Source organism: Bradyrhizobium sp. RDI18 (assembly GCF_043203335.1).
GTDB classification, from domain to species: domain Bacteria; phylum Pseudomonadota; class Alphaproteobacteria; order Rhizobiales; family Xanthobacteraceae; genus Bradyrhizobium; species Bradyrhizobium retamae.
Window position 1 is genome coordinate 6,424,163 of record NZ_JBICRN010000008.1, and the last position, 15,688, is coordinate 6,439,850.

Below are 15,688 nucleotides of genomic sequence, written 5' to 3' on the forward strand. Positions count from 1 at the left end.
GCGGGCGGCGAGACCGCCGGTGGTGGACGTGGGGCCGACGCGATGGCCCAGGCCGGCGGTGCGCCTTGCCGTATCATGCGCCGGGATACCGCGGGCAACGTCACCGAAGTCTCGCCCACGACGGTTGGTTCGACTGCACCGCAGGATCTCGCTCAGCGTCACCGTTCGTGCGCCGGGCGGCGGGGGATCGACGAATCCGATTGCACTGGGCGCCTCGGAAGGACAGATCGTGATCGCCATGCAGGGCGGCGACTGCACGGTCACGCTCGAGCCACAGGCGCGGTAAGCGGGTGTGTCTGGCCTCGCAAGAGGCCGCCACGTCAGCCGGTTAGAAATGGAAAGTGCGGCATCCGATCTGCCGCACTTTTCCGGTTGAGCGGCATTTTGCCATTGCTGCGCCGCTCCCCGGAGGCCTGTTTCTATCCCTCCGCCACTGCCTCGCTCCAGGCGTGGAACGGCTCGGTGGCGCCGCTGTTGGTTTCGCCGTCGCGCAGCACCGCGCTGGGGCAGGCGAACTTCATCGGCAGGTTCTGGATGCGCGCCTCCTCGTAATCGAAACGCGAGCCCAGCGCTTCGCGCGCGGCCTGCGGCAGGCGGACGTCGCCGATCACGATCGCGCCTTCGCTGGCGTCGATGCGCGGCTGATGGATTGCGGCATCGAGATCCATGCCGTAATCCATCACGAAGGACAGAAGCTGGCTTACCGCCGGCAGAATGCGCCGACCGCCCGAAGCGCCGGCCGCGATGCGCCTTCCGTCCGCCGCCTGCGCCAGCACGGGCGTGTAGTTGGTAAGGCACCGCTTGCCCGGCGCCAGCGAATTCGGCGTGCCTGGGGTCGGGTCGAACCACATGATGCCGTTGTTCATGGTGATGCCGGTCTGGTTCGTCACGAATTTGGAGCCGAAGGTGGACAGCAACGTTTGCGTTACCGCGGCCATGTTGCCGTCGCGGTCGACGGCGGAAAAATGCGTGGTGCAGGCCGGCGCCAGCGCTTCGGCGCCGAGCGCGCGCCTGCCGTCTTCATCGCCCATGTCCTTGAGGCGTTCGCGATACGCTTTTTGCAGCGCCGATGCATAGGCGATGTAGGCCGCAGCGTCCGGTCCGCTGCGCGCAGGCTCGAGATTTTCCTGCAGCAGACGAAGCGTGCGCGTCAGCGTCGGCCCGGCCGTGAGTTCGGGCGTCGCGAACACCTTGCCGCCGCGATAGGGGATTGCCAGCGGCTCGCGCACAGCGGCGCGAAATGGCTTGAGATCTTCGGCCGACAGCGCGCCGCCGGCGGCCTGAATGTCGGCGGCGAGGCTCTGCGCAAGATCGCCCTCGTAGAAGTCGCGCGGGCCGGCGCTGGCAAGCTGCGCCATCGTGGCCTTGAGGCGATCCTGCGGCATGCGGACCTTGGACCTGATGCCCCATTGCGGGTTGGGCGGTAGGCCGTCCTGGAGATAGGCGGCGGCGCTCGCGGGGTAACGCCGCAAGTCTGCTGCCGCGCTCGAAATCATCACCGTGGTCCACCAGTCGACCGCAAGCCCCTCGCCGGCGAGTGCAATGCTCGGCGCCAGCAATTCCTTCCACGGCAGTTTGGCGTAGCGGCGGTGTGCCTCTTCCATGCCGGCGACGACGCCGGGCACGGCGATCGAGCTGGGGCCGTGAATGTTGCGGTCGTCCTTCACCCGCGGCCAGGGGAAGATGTCGGAAGCCGCGCCACCGCCGGTCAGCGGATAATCTTCCACCCGCAGGCTGAGCGGCGCCCGCATGCCGTAGTCGATCACCTCATAGCGGTGTTCGCGCGCCCGGTAGAGCACCATCGCGCCGCCGCCGCCGACCCCGCTCATCCAGGGTTCCAGAACGCCAAGCGCAAACGTTGTCGCGATCACGGCATCGATGCAGTCGCCGCCCGCGGCCAGCACCTCGGCCCCCACTTGCGCCGCCCTGCTTGATTGCGCGGCGACGATGCCGCCGTTGGAAGTGACGGCCGGCTTGCGTATCGCTTGGGCATTGGAGAACTGGTCGCGCATCGGATTGCCTTTGATTCCCTGTAACGTGTGTGGCTGCCGGTCGGGCAGAAGATCTCGTTGACGTCATTACACCCTAAAAATCTCAGGCCAGCCATGACAGAATAACATGCTGGGAATTCGCATCGCCCGTCTTCGTGTTGGCGTCTTGCGTCCGACAATGGCACATTGCGAACGATCGCCGTATCCACAAAGGAGCATACTGGCTTGACCGCCGACGCATTCATTCATCTGCCGGAGCTGCGGGCCCGGGTAACGCACCCGGAAAAATCGCTGCTGCGCCTGACGCCAAAGATGTTTTCGATGTGGGAGCAGCGGGCGCGGGCCGCGGGATGGCCGGCAGGCTGGCGGCTGACGGACGAAGCGATCGAGGAGTCGCGGCTTGCGGTGCTCGGCGGTCATCCTGATGGCGACGACCTCTGGGTTTACTCCTACGGTTCGCTGATGTGGGACCCCGGCTTTCACTTCGCCGAAGTCCGGCTCGCAGACGTCGAAAATTATCAGCGCCGCTTCACGCTGAAGATCAATCTCGGCCGGGGATCGCACGACTATCCGGCGCTGATGCTTTCGCTCGAGCCGCAATTGGGATGTTGCCGTGGGCTGGCGTTCCGCATTGCGGCCGATTCCGTCCATGCCGAGACCGCGATCCTGTGGCGCCGCGAAATGCTGCGCGGCGGCTATGCGCCGGCGATGGTGCCGATGACGACACCGCAAGGACCAATCACCGCACTCGCCTTCACCTCCAACCGCTCGCACCCGAGTTATGTCGGCGAACTGCCGCTCGCCGAGACCGCCGCAATGATCGCGAGCGGGAAGGGCGTTCTCGGCACCAACCGCGAATACCTCGTGCAACTGGCGACGCAGTTGCAAGCGTTGGAGATCGAGGATCCGTATGTCGCGCAGTTGCATGCGCAGATCGGCGGCGCTCCCGGTGCTTGAGGCGGTCAGCTCACGGCGGCCTGCCGCGTCTATTTTCAAACAATGTTTCAGGCTGATTTTGCCGCACAATCCGGCATCCTGACGCAAGTGCAGGACGCGGATAGTTGGCATCATAAGAGCCGTCGCGCGGAGACGATCGACGCAGAAATAATTAATGGAGAGGGCGCGCATGACTGGGGAGATCAAGTCGCACTACGAGGTCGTTGTGGTCGGCGCGGGCGTGTCGGGCATTTACCAGATCAAGCGGCTGGCCGATCTCGACGTCGATGCCCTCGTGCTCGATGCCGCCCCCGATCTCGGGGGAACCTGGTACTGGAACCGCTATCCCGGCGCGCGCTTCGATTCCGAGAGCTACACCTACGGCTATTCCTTCTCGAAAGAGCTGCTCAACGAGTGGCACTGGCAAGAGCGGTTTTCGAGCCAGCCGGAGAATCTTCGCTACCTCAACTACGTCGCCGACAAGTTCGATCTGCGCAAATACATGCGGTTCAACCGCAAGGTGGAAGCGGCGGCGTTCGACGAGGGCCGTCATCTGTGGCGGCTCCGGCTCGACGATGGGCGTGAACTGAGCTGCCGATTCCTCATTCTTGCGGTCGGGTTGCTCTCGGTACCGACGCTGCCGCGGCTTGAAGGCATGGAGACGTTCAAGGGGCGTTCGTTCCATACCTTCTATTGGCCGCACGAGCCGGTTGAACTCTCCGGCAAGAAGGTCGGCATCATCGGTACCGGCGCCACCGCGATCCAGGTGATCGGTGAGATCACCGACAAGGTCGGTGAACTCACGGTGTTTCAGCGGCGTCCGAACTGGAGCGCGCCGCTGAATAACAGCCCGATCTCGGACGAGGAAATGGCCGACATCCGTTCGCGCTACGACGAGATCTTTGCCGCCTGCAGACGCACGCCCGGCGGCTTCGAGCATGAGCCGGATCGGCGCGGCTTCTATGAAGCTACCCGCGAGGAACGGATCGCGCTGTGGGACAAGCTCTATGATGAGCCCGGATTCGGCATCTGGCTCAGCAATTTCCGCGAGATCTTTACCGACGAGGCTGCCAATGCCGAGTTTTCCGCCTATATCGCCGATCGCATCCGAAGGCGCGTGAAGGACCCGGTGACCGCGGAAAAGCTGATTCCGAAAGATCACGGTTTTGGTGTGCAGCGGGTGCCGCTGGAGACCGATTATTTCGAGGCCTACAACCGCGACAATGTGCATCTCGTCGACATCAGCGAGACGCCGATTCTACGGGTCACCGAAACGGGTCTGCGCACCAGCGCGGGCGATTACGAGCTCGATATCATCGTGTACTCCACCGGCTTCGATGCCATCACTGGCGCATTCGACGCGATCGACATCACGGGCGTTGCCGGAGTGAAGCTCGCCGACGAATGGCGCGAGGGACCCTCGACCTTTCTCGGCATGATGGCGCATGGCTTTCCGAACCTGCTGATGCCGACCGGGCCGCAGAGCGGCTCGGCCTCGACGAATTTTCCACGCGGCATCGAGAATGGCGTCGGCTGGTGCATGGGCCTGCTCGGCTACATGTGGGATCGCGGCTACACGCGGGCCGAACCGACGGCGGAGGCGCAGGCGCGCTGGACCGCGCACGTGACCAAGATGTACGCCATCATGCTGATGCGCAAAGCCAAGTCGTGGTTCACCGGCTACAATTCCAATATCCCCGGCCACGAGCACGGCAAGACGCGGTATCTCGTCTATAATGGCGGCACGCCGAAATATGTCGCTGCGATCACCGAAGTTGCCGAGAAGGGGTATGAGGGGATCGTATTCGATGCGAAGGGGCGGGTTGAGGCGAGGTCCGCAACCGCGGCAGAATAAGACGCTCGTAAAAGCAGTGCGTAGGATGTGCGTGCCCCGGACGCAGCGCAGCGCCATAAGCGCGTTACGCGCGTCTTCGACACGCTATGGCGGTGCGCTGCAGAGCCGGGGCCTATGCCGGCGTGGGTCCCGGCTCTGCGGAGCAGCGTTACACGCTGCACCGCGTCCGGGACACGAACTTACCGTATCCTAAGATCGCGGTGCGAATGCGTAGCGGAACGTGCAGCTCGGCGCGCCCTGCATCAGGGTCTGGTCGCGCCTGAGGCGGACCTCGCTGCCGCCGGCGGCAACGATATCGAAATCGGTGGCGCAGACCAGCAGCGCGCCGAGTTCCGGCTCGCCGAGCGCGCGGAAGAATTCCGCGAACCGGCAATGCGTGACGTCGAATTCCAGCGCCGCCTCGTCGTGGCGGCGCATCTCGACCGTTACTTCCCGCTCGGTAACTTCGGCAAGCGCGGTATGCATGGTCGCCCATTTGCGCCGCGCGCTGCCCTCGACGCTCTCGCCGATGGCGGCGAACAGCGCCTTCGACCAGTCGCGCAAGGCTTGTCTCGCAATCGCGTCAGCCGTTTCCTGGCCCAGTTCCGCGCGCAGCGCCCGCAGCATCGGCACCAGCACCTGCGCCTGGATCCGCGTTTTGTCCAACAGCGACAGGCGAGGATCGACCATATAATCGTCGAGTACGTTCATCGCAGGGTCCTTTCGAATCCGATCTCCACGGAGATATTGCGAACGTCAAGGCGAGCGCAACCGAGATAAACTGAACGATTGACTTAGAAAATCTGATGCATGACCCTTGCGGGGAACGTCGGGGGAGATTGCAGGAAGTGGCCGCGGAGTGACTGTCAGCGAAAGCTATGCTGAGTTTCTGCGCGAGCAGTTCGCGCCGCTTGGCCGTCTCACCATGCGGCCTATGTTCGGCGCGACCGGTGTGTTCTGCGACGGGCTGATGTTCGCCGTGGTGACGGAGAACACGCTTTACTTCCGGATCGATGATCAGAACCGGGAGACGTTCAGAGAGGCCGCGGCGTTTCCACCGCTCAGTTATGTGAAGAAGGGCCAGACCATCGACCTCGCGTTCTGGCGCGCGCCGGAGCGGCTGTTCGACGAACCCGATGAGCTTGCCGCGTGGGCGCGCGCTGCGCTGGCGGCCGCGCACCGGGTTGCGGCGAAGAGGCCCGCGCCAAAGCAGCGCAAAGCGTCAAAGCCGCGCAAACGCCGATCGTAAGCGGCTCAAATCTTTTGGCTGCTCGGATGAAGCCGAGCGGCCGTTGCCTCGCGCCTATCCCGCTGCCGCGTTGACCGCGATCGGCGAAGCGCCTTCGCCGCTCTCTTCCAGCTTTCGCGGCAACCCCGCAAAACTGCGCAACGCTTCGGCCATCTTGGCACGCCCGCTGACGCCGGTGATCACCACATCCACCATCATCAGGGACGAGTGGATGTGGCCACGCGCCTGCAGTTGCTCGACCGGGACACCTGCAGCAGCGAGCGCCTCGGCATATTCGATGCCTTCGTCGCGTAGCGGATCGAACTCGCAGGTCGCCACGAACGCCGGCGGCAGGCTCGCCAGATTGCCGCGCAGCGGCGAGGCGCGCGGGTCGGTGCGGTCATGGGGTGAACAATAGATATCCCAGAACCAGAACATCAGCGCGCGCGTCAGGAAATAGCCGACCGCATTCTCGGTATAGGATGGACGGTCTAACCTGCAATCGGTGGCCGGGCACACCAGGAGCTGGCCTGCGATCTGCGGGCCGCCGCGGTCGCGTGCGAGCTGGCAGGTGACGGCGGCGATATTGGCGCCGGCGCTCCAGCCCGCGACCAGCACCGGTCCCGCTCTGCCGCCGAGTTCGGTGGCATGCTCGGCGATCCAGCGCGTTGCCGCATAGCCATCCTCGGCCGCGGCGGGGAAGCGATGCTCGGGCGCATGGCGATAGCCGACGCTGACGACGATCATCCCGCTGCGGCGGCAGATGTCGCGGCAGAACGGATCGTCGGATTGCTCATCGCCCAACACCCAGCCGCCGCCGTGGAAATAGACCACGATCGGATGCGGCCCCGGCGTTGCCGGCCGATAAAGACGATACTGCAGCAGGCCATCTGCGCCGTGCAGCACGCCGTCGCCGACCTCGCCGACCGGCCGCCCGGCAGGACGTCCCTTGTTGAATTCGGTGAGGAAGTCGCGCGCGCCCTGGGCGCCGAGCGACTCGATCGCCGGCAGGTTCATCTCCGCCAGCATGCCCAGCACCAGCCGCACGTCCGGCTGCAGCCGTACGACCTGGCCGTCATTGCATTGCTCCGAAACGTTCGGGCCGGTCAGTTTGAACCCGAGCATGCCGCGGGCGACGACCTCGTTGCAGATGCTGCGATAGGGGCCGACGCCACCGGTATAGGGCATCACGCCCCGCGCCTTGCCGGGAACGTTGGCGCCCGTGTACCAGGTGTTGGCGAGCCGATGCAGCGTCAGCGTCGAACAGTCGGCCATGTGCTGCGCCCAGCCGGCCTGTGCCGTCTCGGTCGCGTCGATGGTCGTGAAGCCGGCCTCGCGCAGCGCCGCCAGCCGCTCGACCACCCAGTCGACATGCTGCTCGATCGAGACCGCCATGTTCGACAGCACCGACGGGCTGCCCGGGCCCGTCACCAGGAACAGATTGGGGAAGCCTGAGACCGTGAGCCCGAGATAGGTCTGCGGGCCGTTGGCCCAGATGTCGGACAGCGATTTGCCATTGCGGCCTGTGATCGGATGAACCGCCTTGATGGCGCCGGTCATGGCGTCAAAACCCGTGGCGAACACGATCATATCGACATCGAACGTGCGCTTGTCGGTCGTGATGCCCGAGGCCGTAATCGATGTGATCGGCTCCTGCCGCAGATTGACCAGCGTGACGTTGGGGCGGTTGAACGTAGCGTAGTAGTTGGTATCGAGGCAGGGACGCTTGGCACCGAACGGATGGTCGCGCGGGGTCAATGCCTCGGCCGTTTCGGGGTCCTTGACGATCTCGCGGATTTTCTCGCGGATCAGGTCGGCGAGCAGCGCATTGCCGTCGACGTCGACGCCCTGGTCGGCCCAGAGCTGGGTCAGGATGTGGACGAGATCGCCGGCGGCCCAGGCCTGCTCGAAGCGCTCGCGGCGCTCGGCATCGCTCAACTGCCAGCTCACCGCTATCTGTTGCGGATAGGGGACGCCCGCGAGCGACCACCGCGCCTGCTCGCGATAGCCGGCGCGGTCGCCCTGCAGCAGCGCGAGGCGGTCCGCTGGCGCAGGGCCGTTGTGGGCGGGAAGGGCGAAATTCGGCGTGCGCTGGAAAACGGTGAGATGCGCCGCCTGCTTGGCGAGCAGCGGGATCGACTGGATGCCCGATGATCCCGTGCCGATGACGGCGATGCGCTTGCCGGCGAGCTTGACCTCTTCGTGCGGCCAGCGGCCAGTGAAATAGACCTCGCCCTTGAAATCCCTCACGCCGTCGATCTCCGGCGGCTTCGGCGCAGAAAGGCAGCCGGTCGCCATGATGTAATAGCGGCAGAAAACGTCAGCGCCATTGTTGGTCGTGAGCCGCCAGCGTTCGGCCGCCTCATCCCAATTCGCTGCCGTAACCTTGGTGCCAAAGCGGATGTCGCGCCGCAATTCATATCGATCGGCGACGAAACCGAGATAGCGCAGGATCTCGGGTTGCGTTGCGTATTTCTCCGACCATTGCCACGCACTCTCCAGCTCGGGATCGAAGGTGTAGCTGTAGTCGATGGTCTGGATGTCGCAGCGCGCACCGGGATAGCGGTTCCAGTACCAGGTGCCGCCGACGTCGTCGGCCTCTTCGATCACGACCGCCGTGAATCCGGACTTGCGCAAGCGGTGCAGGAGATAGAGGCCGGCAAACCCGGCGCCGACGACCGCGACATCGACCTGTTGTGTCGTACCGCTGTTTGTCGCTTCAGAAGAACGAGCTGCGACCGCTGCGTCTGGCATGCCACTCCTCCCGTATGTTATATAGTTTGGAGGAGGCTACTGCTGCGTGTTCAGTTTGTCATCAGGACATATGCAATCATTGGATGTTGACTGCAGACGCGCGTGGGCGAGGCTTTCGGGTCCGCGACTTTGCATCTTCTTTGTTTGAAGCAACGACTTACCCGTGACGCATGTGGCCATGCGCTTGCGTCGTCCGTTCGCGCGGCCGTCATCGAGGGGCAAATCGCAGTGCATTGTCTCACCCGCAGTGCAGCATGGAAAGGGCGGTGTTCACTGTATTGCACCGGCATTAATCCTTTAGCTGCTATCTGAAGCGACGTGGCGACGACGAAATGCACCGGCGATCCTGCCCGACGGCGATGGCTGATGAAGCCGCGCTGCGCGTTTCTGCTTCCCACGTCAAAAACGCTATGTTGGATTCCAAGTTGGGTTATAATAAGTTGCACTATTAAGATTGGTTCGGCGACAGCGCTTGAGGGGGAGAGTGGCGTGAGCGGGTCAATTCATCCAAGCGCGCCCCATCATCTGCCGGGCTTCATCACCGCTCCGGGTGATACCGACATCCTCATGGTGGTGGTCGGCTTCATTCTAATCGGCGCCGTCCTGATGGTCGGCAATTTCTATCTGCGCTTACATTCGTTGCCGGAGCGAATGGCGCACAAGTCGCAAAAGCTGCAATTCGAAATCGTGGCAGTGCTGGGCCTGCTGGCGCTTTTTACGCATAACCACCTCTTTTGGGTGATCGGGCTGTTCCTTGCCATGATTGATTTGCCCGATTTCGGCACGCCGCTGCGCCGGATCGCAGGATCGGTCGAGAAAATCGCGGGCGCTCCATCCGGCGGCGAAGCACCCGAGATCGCCGACGAAAGCCGCACTCACGCGGATGCTGCTGAAGGATCGGACACGACGAAACCCCGCGCTGCCAAGAGCGAGGTGCCCAGCCATGCTTGAGCTCCTTCTCTGCTCTTTGGTGACTATCGTTCCCGACTATCTTTATCGCCGCTACAGGCAGGGAAAGCGCCTCGGTAAGGAGATCACGTTCTATTCGGTATGGTTCGAACTGAGGTGGGGAATCGTCGCCTGCCTCATGCTGACGGTGGGGCTGATCACGGTCATTTTCTACTTTCACCCGTCCACCTCTACGGCGACCCTGTTCTACAGGACTGTCCCGATCGTTCCGGAGACAATCGGCCGGGTGTCGGAAGTTCACGCTGAATTCAGCGCTCCCGTCAAGAAGGGTGAAGTGATCTTCAAGCTCGACAGCTCAAAGCAGGAAGCCGCAATGGAGACGGCGCGGCGGAGGATCGCGGAGGTCGACGCCGCTTTGCTGGCGGCTCAGGCGGATATTCTCAAGGCGGACGCACAGATCCAGGAGGCGAAGAGCGCTTATCAGCAGGCATCGGATGAACTGGACGTCAAGCGCGAACTCCAGAAGCGCAATCCTGGCATTGTCCCCCAGCGTGACATCGAAAAGCTGGAGGTGCTGCTCGCGGGCCGTCAAAGCGCGGTCGATGCTGCAACGGCTACGAAACAATCGGCGATGACCAACGTGAGCGCTCTTCTACCCGCGCAGAAGGCGAGCGCGGAGGCGGCGCTAGCCGAAGCGCAGGTGGAACTGAACAAGACCTACATCCGTGCGGGTGTCGCCGGGCGCGTGGAGCAGTTCACGCTGCGCGTGGGAGACATCGTCAATCCGATGATGCGGCCTGCCGGCATTCTCATTCCCGAAGGTGCGGGACAACGGGTGCTGTCAGCGGGGTTTGGACAAATCGAAGCGCAGGTCATGAAGGTCGGGATGGTCGCCGAGGCGACGTGCATTTCAAAGCCCTGGACGATTATTCCGATGGTGGTAACGGGCGTGCAAGATTACATCGCGGCGGGGCAGTTCAGGGGCGGCGAGCAACTGGTCGACGCGCAGCAGGTGAGGGCCCCGGGCACCATCACAACGTTTCTGGAGCCGATCTATCAAGGCGGGCTCGACGGCGTCACGCCTGGAAGCAGTTGCATCGTCAACGCCTATACCAGCAACCACGAACGAATTGCTTCAAAAGAGACCGGCGCATTCAAGGGGTTCACACTGCACGCAGTCGATGCGGTAGGAATCGTGCATGCGATGCTGTTGCGCATACAAGCCTTGCTGCTTCCCGTGAAAACCCTGGTATTGAGCGGACACTGAGAGCTAACCAAATGGGAGGGTTGGAGCTGCGGTGCTAGGTGAAGCCGACCGGCTTCCGGCTGACAACGCAGCTCATCGCTCAGCTCCAATCCCCACAACCCTGGTTCGTAAGGGGGCGCTGCGATGAAACATGCATGGTTGCTGCCCATAACCATTCTTGTTTGTTTCGCCGTGACACCGGCCGTCGCCCAAACCGTAGTGAAAGCCGGACTGCTCACCTGCAAGATGCAGGCGCCCGTTGGATCGCAGCGGCATATGCGATGTCGTTTCGAGCATGACGATCACGGACCGCCCCACATATATTCAGGCACGGTCAACGGCTCCGGTTTTGAGGCCGGAACGAGGAGGGACTCGATGGGATGGGTGGTGTTTGCGCCGACCACCTCGCTGCCACGTGGCTCGCTGAGAGGAAGTTACGTCCGAGCCGGCGGAGATTCTCCAGTTGAACTGGGTAATGGAGCAAAGCTGATCGGTGTTTCGCAACGGAGGATATCGCTGCAACCGATTACTTCCGAGCGACAGGTCGCTCTGGAGATTGGCAGGCTCGAATTGCGGTAGGCCATTGTGTCGAAGCGTTTACTCGTGGGAGATAACATATGCGCCAGAAGTACGAACATCCTCGGGACTGCGCCTGTTTAGGTCGCCGAAATTTTCTCAAGGCGGCAGGTAGCGCAACCGCTCTGGGTCTGGCCGGTGCTGGCGGCTTCGTAGCTCCGGCCTATGCCGACGCGCTGACCAAGGCGCAGCGGGACAAAATGACGCCCGATCAAATCATCCAGGTCATGAAGAATGGAAACCAGCGCTTTCGCAGAGGCGAGAGGAAGGAGCGCAACTATCTTCGTGAACAGAAGGCAAGCGCCTTGGGACAATATCCTGCGGCGGCGTTGCTGACCTGTATCGATTCCCGTGCACCGGCCGAGGTGATCATGGATCTCGGCCTCGGCGACATCTTCAACTGCCGCGTCGCCGGCAACGTCGAAAACGCCGATATTCTCGGCAGCCTCGAGTTTGCCTGCAAACTTGCCGGCGCGAAGGTTGTGCTCGTAATGGGTCACACCGCGTGCGGTGCGATCAAGGGCGCGATCGACAATGCCGAGTTGGGCAACCTGACCGGATTGCTCGGCAAGATCAAACCGGCAGTCGAGGCGACGAAATACGCGGGTGAGCGATCCGCGAAGAACTACGACTTCGTCAACGCTGTCGCGCGAACGAACGTCGAGATGACAGTCGCAAACATTCGGAAAGGCAGTCCGGTGCTTGCCGAGCTGGAAGCCAAAGACAGCGTCGACATTGCCGGGGCTATGTACAATCTCGAAACCGGCGCGGTGGAGTTCTTGGCCTGAAGTTCGTCGCGCTTTGCGTAGATCGAGACGCCGCGGCCAACGTGCCGAATTGTTGGACGACGCCCTTTGTTAGGTAGTCTTCCGACGCCCGTCCGCGCGGCGGCGCTCGATTCCGACGGCCGCCCAGTTCGGGCTGAAATCGAGTGTGAAGTCGCGAAAACTTTCCACGGCGGCTAACAGCGATGCGCTGTTCCGGACGAACATCGCGATCTTCCATTTGACGGCCGGCTGCAGCAGCGGCAGGAACGTCAGTCCGAAGCCGCGCACCAGCGGCCCCGCCATCGAGGGGCAGATCACGGCGCCCTGTCTCACCCGCAGCATCGATAGCGCGGTATTCACCCGGTGCACCGGCACCAATTCTCTGGGGTGATGCCGCGGCGGCACATTGCTCAATACATTGATGGCAATGTTCGGCATGTAGTTGAGCAGCGGCCGGTCGCGGAGATCCTTCCAACTGACCGACTTGCCTTTTGTCAGCGGGTCATCGCTGCGCAACGCCACCCAGAGCGGGTCGGCGCAAATCACGTTTACTTCCACCGATTGATCCGGAACGACGCCGGCCGGCCCGAAGCCGATGTCGGTAGAGCCGTTCTGCAGGCCGGCCAGCACCTCCTGGATCGGCACGTCGTCGAAGCGGACGTCCACGCCGGGATGGCTGTTGTTGTATTCGGCGATCAGCTCCGGCAGCAGCGTGCACGATAACGTCTCGGGCGCGGCTACGCGCACCAGTCCGCGGCGAAGCTCCTTCAGGTTGGTCAGGCTCTCCAGCGCCTCGTCGAGGTTCGACAGCACGCGCCGTGCCATTGGTGCAAAGGTCTCGCCGACGCTAGACGCAGAAACCTTGCGGGTGGTGCGGTCCAGGAGGCGGACGCCGACGCGGCCCTCGAGCTCCTTGATCAATCCTGAGAGCGCCGCCTGCGACAAGTGCATGGCCTTGGCGGCTTCCGAGAAGCTCGCGGCCTCCAGCACGGCCACGTAAGCGCGCAACTGCCGCAAAGTCACATCCATTGCCATGTCGCGCCTCCCAGCGTCGTGAATTCATAGGCCAAGCTTATCAATCGGTCAAAAAATACACATTGTTCGATAGAGGGCGGGTATCTATCGTTACGGCCTCGATCAAGAAGGGCCCGGCGATCCAGCAATGCGATCGCGCCAAAGCGGCTCGATCAAAAATGGGACGGACACGCCGGGCTGCGCCGCTATTGCAGGCGGCCCTTTTAAGCCCAAGAGGCATCCAAGGGGCATTCATGACAGTCACACGTCGAACTCTGCTGGGGACCATCGCCGCCGCCTTCGCCGCAGGGCCGGGCTTGCCTGCGTTCGCCGAGGGCGATTGGCCATCGCGGCTGGTGCGGCTGGTGTCGCCCTACGGGGCCGGCGGGGCCAACGACATCTCGCTGCGTATTCTGGCCGAGCAGATCGGGCGCAGCCTGGGCCAGCAGTTCATTGTCGAGAGCAAGCCGGGCGCGGGCACGCGCATCGCCAACGAACTGGTCGCGCGCGCCGCACCGGACGGATATACTTTTCTTTACGCGGCGGCACCCTATGCGACGGCCGAAGCGCTGTTCGGGCAACTGAAATATGACCCGCGCAAGGACCTGCGACCGGTGGCGATGGCCGTCATGGCGCCGATCTTTCTGATCGTCAACGCCAAGGCTCCCTTCAAGAACCTGCAGGAACTGATCGCCCATGGCAAGGCGCAGCCCGACGGCCTGACCTTCGCCTCGCCGGGCGCGGGCTCTCAGCCGCATCTGGCGGCCGAGTTGCTGCTGAGCGACGCCGGCGTCAAGGGTCTCAACGTGCAGTACCGCGGCGATGCGATGGCCTACACGGAGCTGCTCGCCGGCCGTGTCGATGCCACCCTGACTGCGATCAGCACGGCGTTACCGCATATCCAGAGCGGCGATTTTCGCGTGCTGGGCGTGGCTTCCGCCGAGCGCAGCGCGATCTATCCTGCGGCTCCAACCTTGCGCGAGCAGGGCTATCCCAACGTGGTCGCGTCCGGATGGTTCGGCTTCATGGCGCCATCGGCCACACCGCAGCCGATCGTCGAGCGGATGCAGCAAGAGATCAATCGCGCGCTGGCCGACCCCGAGGTGAAGCAGAAGCTGCTGGCCCAGGGGCTGGAAGCCCGCGCCGGCACGGCCGCCGAATTCGGCAGGTTCATCGACGACGAGACGCGCAAATGGAGCGAGGTGATCCGCACCGCCGGCCTCAAGGGCGAATAGGGCGTTCAGTTCGCGTACAGGCCTTCGACGATCGGCAATCGCGCGGCGCGTAGCGCGGGAAACAGCCCGCCGATCAGGCCCACGATCAGTGCGAGCATCACGCCCTCGGCAATCAGCCACGGGCTCAGCTTGAAGTCGAACACCACCTGGGTGAAGTTGCCACCAAGCGTCGAGGCCGTGACGCCATCGAAAATCAGATAGGTGGCGGCGGCCCCTAACAGGCCGCCGATGACGGCGAGCAACAGCGATTCGGCCAGTGTTCCGACAAAGGCTGGGAAGCCGCCGAAGCCGATGGCGCGTAGCGTTGCGATTTCGGTCGCGCGCGCGGCAACCGACGAATACATGGTGTTGAGCGCTCCGGCGACCGCTCCGAGCGCCATCGCGATCGCCAGCGGCCAGCCGAGTTTCTGAATCAGGTCGGACGTTTGCGACGCCTGTTCGGCAAAGTAACTCGCTTCGGATTTGACATCGAGCTTCAGCCGCGGATCGTTGTCGCTGTAGCTTTTGAGCTCATTCAGTGCGGCCGGTCCGGTGAGCCGCGCGCGCACGGTTTGGACTATATTGTTGCGGTTGAACAGGCTTTGGACCACGGAAAGATCGGCCCAGATCTCGGATTCGAACACGCTGCCGCCGGCCTCGAACACGCCGACGACCGTCCAGCGCGTGGCGCCGAATGATACGGTAGAGCCGAGGTCCAGCCCTTCAAATTCCCGCAGCAATGCCTTGCCGACCACCACTTCGTTGCTGCCGCGATTGAACATGCGGCCTGCGGTGATGCGAACGTCCTTGCGTAACTCGGAGCCCTGTTCGCCGATCCCGCGCAGCGGCAGATTGGCCTTGGTCTTGGTCGTGCGCTTGATGCCGTCGACCACAAGATAGAGTTCCGGCGAGATCAGCGGCTTGCCGTCGCTGCCGCGCGCGATCCCGGGTCCATCCTCGATCAGCCGCACCTGATCGCGGCTCACGGTGCTGTTGATCTCGGCCTGCGAGCCGGCCCGCAGCACGATGGCAATGTCGTCGGCGCCGGATCCCGCAATGGTGCGCTGGAAGCCGTTGGCCATAGCCAGGAATGCGAGCAGCACGATCACTACCAGTGCGATCGCGATCACCGTCGAGAGCGAGAGCCAGCGGCGCTGCGAGATGCTCTTGAGATTGATGGCGGTGACCGCCGCCACTTGAAGCCAAAGCGAACGCATGC

13 protein-coding genes are annotated in these 15,688 nt (G+C 63.3%); 8 read left to right on the forward strand and 5 right to left on the reverse strand.

Going from position 1 to position 15,688, the window contains the following annotated elements; genetic code table 11:
* Positions 1–419: 419 nt before the first annotated feature.
* On the reverse strand, positions 420–2,012 hold the full coding sequence (locus ACFXS9_RS40065; protein WP_392698902.1) for a gamma-glutamyltransferase family protein: 1,593 nt from the start codon (positions 2,010–2,012) through the stop codon (positions 420–422).
* A gap of 204 nt (positions 2,013–2,216) precedes the next feature.
* On the opposite strand from ACFXS9_RS40065, the gene ACFXS9_RS40070 reads away from it, so the two are divergent.
* Positions 2,217–2,948 (forward strand): gamma-glutamylcyclotransferase, encoded by a 732-nt coding sequence (locus tag ACFXS9_RS40070; protein WP_392698904.1) that lies wholly within the window; start codon positions 2,217–2,219, stop codon positions 2,946–2,948.
* 169 nt (positions 2,949–3,117) lie between these two features.
* Positions 3,118–4,782, forward strand: a complete 1,665-nt coding sequence (locus tag ACFXS9_RS40075) for a flavin-containing monooxygenase (RefSeq protein WP_392698905.1) — start codon at positions 3,118–3,120, stop codon at positions 4,780–4,782.
* A gap of 189 nt (positions 4,783–4,971) precedes the next feature.
* Here the strand turns inward: ACFXS9_RS40075 and ACFXS9_RS40080 are convergent, their stop codons facing one another.
* Positions 4,972–5,472 carry an L-2-amino-thiazoline-4-carboxylic acid hydrolase gene (locus tag ACFXS9_RS40080; RefSeq protein ID WP_392698907.1) on the reverse strand — a complete coding sequence of 167 codons (501 nt, stop codon included), beginning with the start codon at positions 5,470–5,472 and terminating at the stop codon, positions 4,972–4,974.
* Between the two features lie 148 nt (positions 5,473–5,620).
* On the opposite strand from ACFXS9_RS40080, the gene ACFXS9_RS40085 reads away from it, so the two are divergent.
* On the forward strand, positions 5,621–6,010 hold the full coding sequence (locus tag ACFXS9_RS40085) for a TfoX/Sxy family protein (RefSeq protein WP_392698908.1): 390 nt from the start codon (positions 5,621–5,623) through the stop codon (positions 6,008–6,010).
* Positions 6,011–6,064: 54 nt separating this feature from the next.
* Here the strand turns inward: ACFXS9_RS40085 and ACFXS9_RS40090 are convergent, their stop codons facing one another.
* Complete coding sequence (locus ACFXS9_RS40090; protein WP_392698910.1) at positions 6,065–8,743, reverse strand: alpha/beta hydrolase fold domain-containing protein; 2,679 nt, start codon at positions 8,741–8,743, stop codon at positions 6,065–6,067.
* A 489-nt stretch (positions 8,744–9,232) separates the two neighbouring features.
* On the opposite strand from ACFXS9_RS40090, the gene ACFXS9_RS40095 reads away from it, so the two are divergent.
* The 4 genes from ACFXS9_RS40095 to ACFXS9_RS40110 all read left to right on the forward strand — a co-directional run bounded on the left by ACFXS9_RS40095 (position 9,233) and on the right by ACFXS9_RS40110 (position 12,262).
* Positions 9,233–9,694 carry a hypothetical protein gene (locus ACFXS9_RS40095; RefSeq protein WP_392700267.1) on the forward strand — a complete coding sequence of 154 codons (462 nt, stop codon included), beginning with the start codon at positions 9,233–9,235 and terminating at the stop codon, positions 9,692–9,694.
* Positions 9,687–10,919, forward strand: coding sequence for an HlyD family secretion protein (locus ACFXS9_RS40100; RefSeq protein ID WP_392698912.1), 1,233 nt, complete (start codon positions 9,687–9,689; stop codon positions 10,917–10,919). Before ACFXS9_RS40095 ends, ACFXS9_RS40100 begins: the two co-directional genes overlap by 8 nt.
* Before the next feature lie 123 nt (positions 10,920–11,042).
* Positions 11,043–11,477 (forward strand): DUF992 domain-containing protein, encoded by a 435-nt coding sequence (locus ACFXS9_RS40105; RefSeq protein ID WP_392698914.1) that lies wholly within the window; start codon positions 11,043–11,045, stop codon positions 11,475–11,477.
* Between the two features lie 38 nt (positions 11,478–11,515).
* Complete coding sequence (locus ACFXS9_RS40110) at positions 11,516–12,262, forward strand: carbonic anhydrase family protein (RefSeq protein WP_392698915.1); 747 nt, start codon at positions 11,516–11,518, stop codon at positions 12,260–12,262.
* A gap of 69 nt (positions 12,263–12,331) precedes the next feature.
* Here ACFXS9_RS40110 and ACFXS9_RS40115 read toward each other — a convergent pair whose 3' ends face one another.
* Positions 12,332–13,276, reverse strand: coding sequence for a LysR family transcriptional regulator (locus ACFXS9_RS40115; protein ID WP_392698917.1), 945 nt, complete (start codon positions 13,274–13,276; stop codon positions 12,332–12,334).
* A 233-nt stretch (positions 13,277–13,509) separates the two neighbouring features.
* Between ACFXS9_RS40115 and ACFXS9_RS40120 the strand changes: the two genes are divergently transcribed.
* Entirely contained in the window at positions 13,510–14,490 is a 981-nt protein-coding gene (locus ACFXS9_RS40120) for a Bug family tripartite tricarboxylate transporter substrate binding protein (protein ID WP_392698918.1), read from the forward strand.
* A 5-nt stretch (positions 14,491–14,495) separates the two neighbouring features.
* On the opposite strand, the gene ACFXS9_RS40125 is transcribed toward ACFXS9_RS40120, so the two are convergent.
* Complete coding sequence (locus ACFXS9_RS40125) at positions 14,496–15,686, reverse strand: ABC transporter permease (protein WP_065745708.1); 1,191 nt, start codon at positions 15,684–15,686, stop codon at positions 14,496–14,498.
* Positions 15,687–15,688 lie beyond the last annotated feature (2 nt).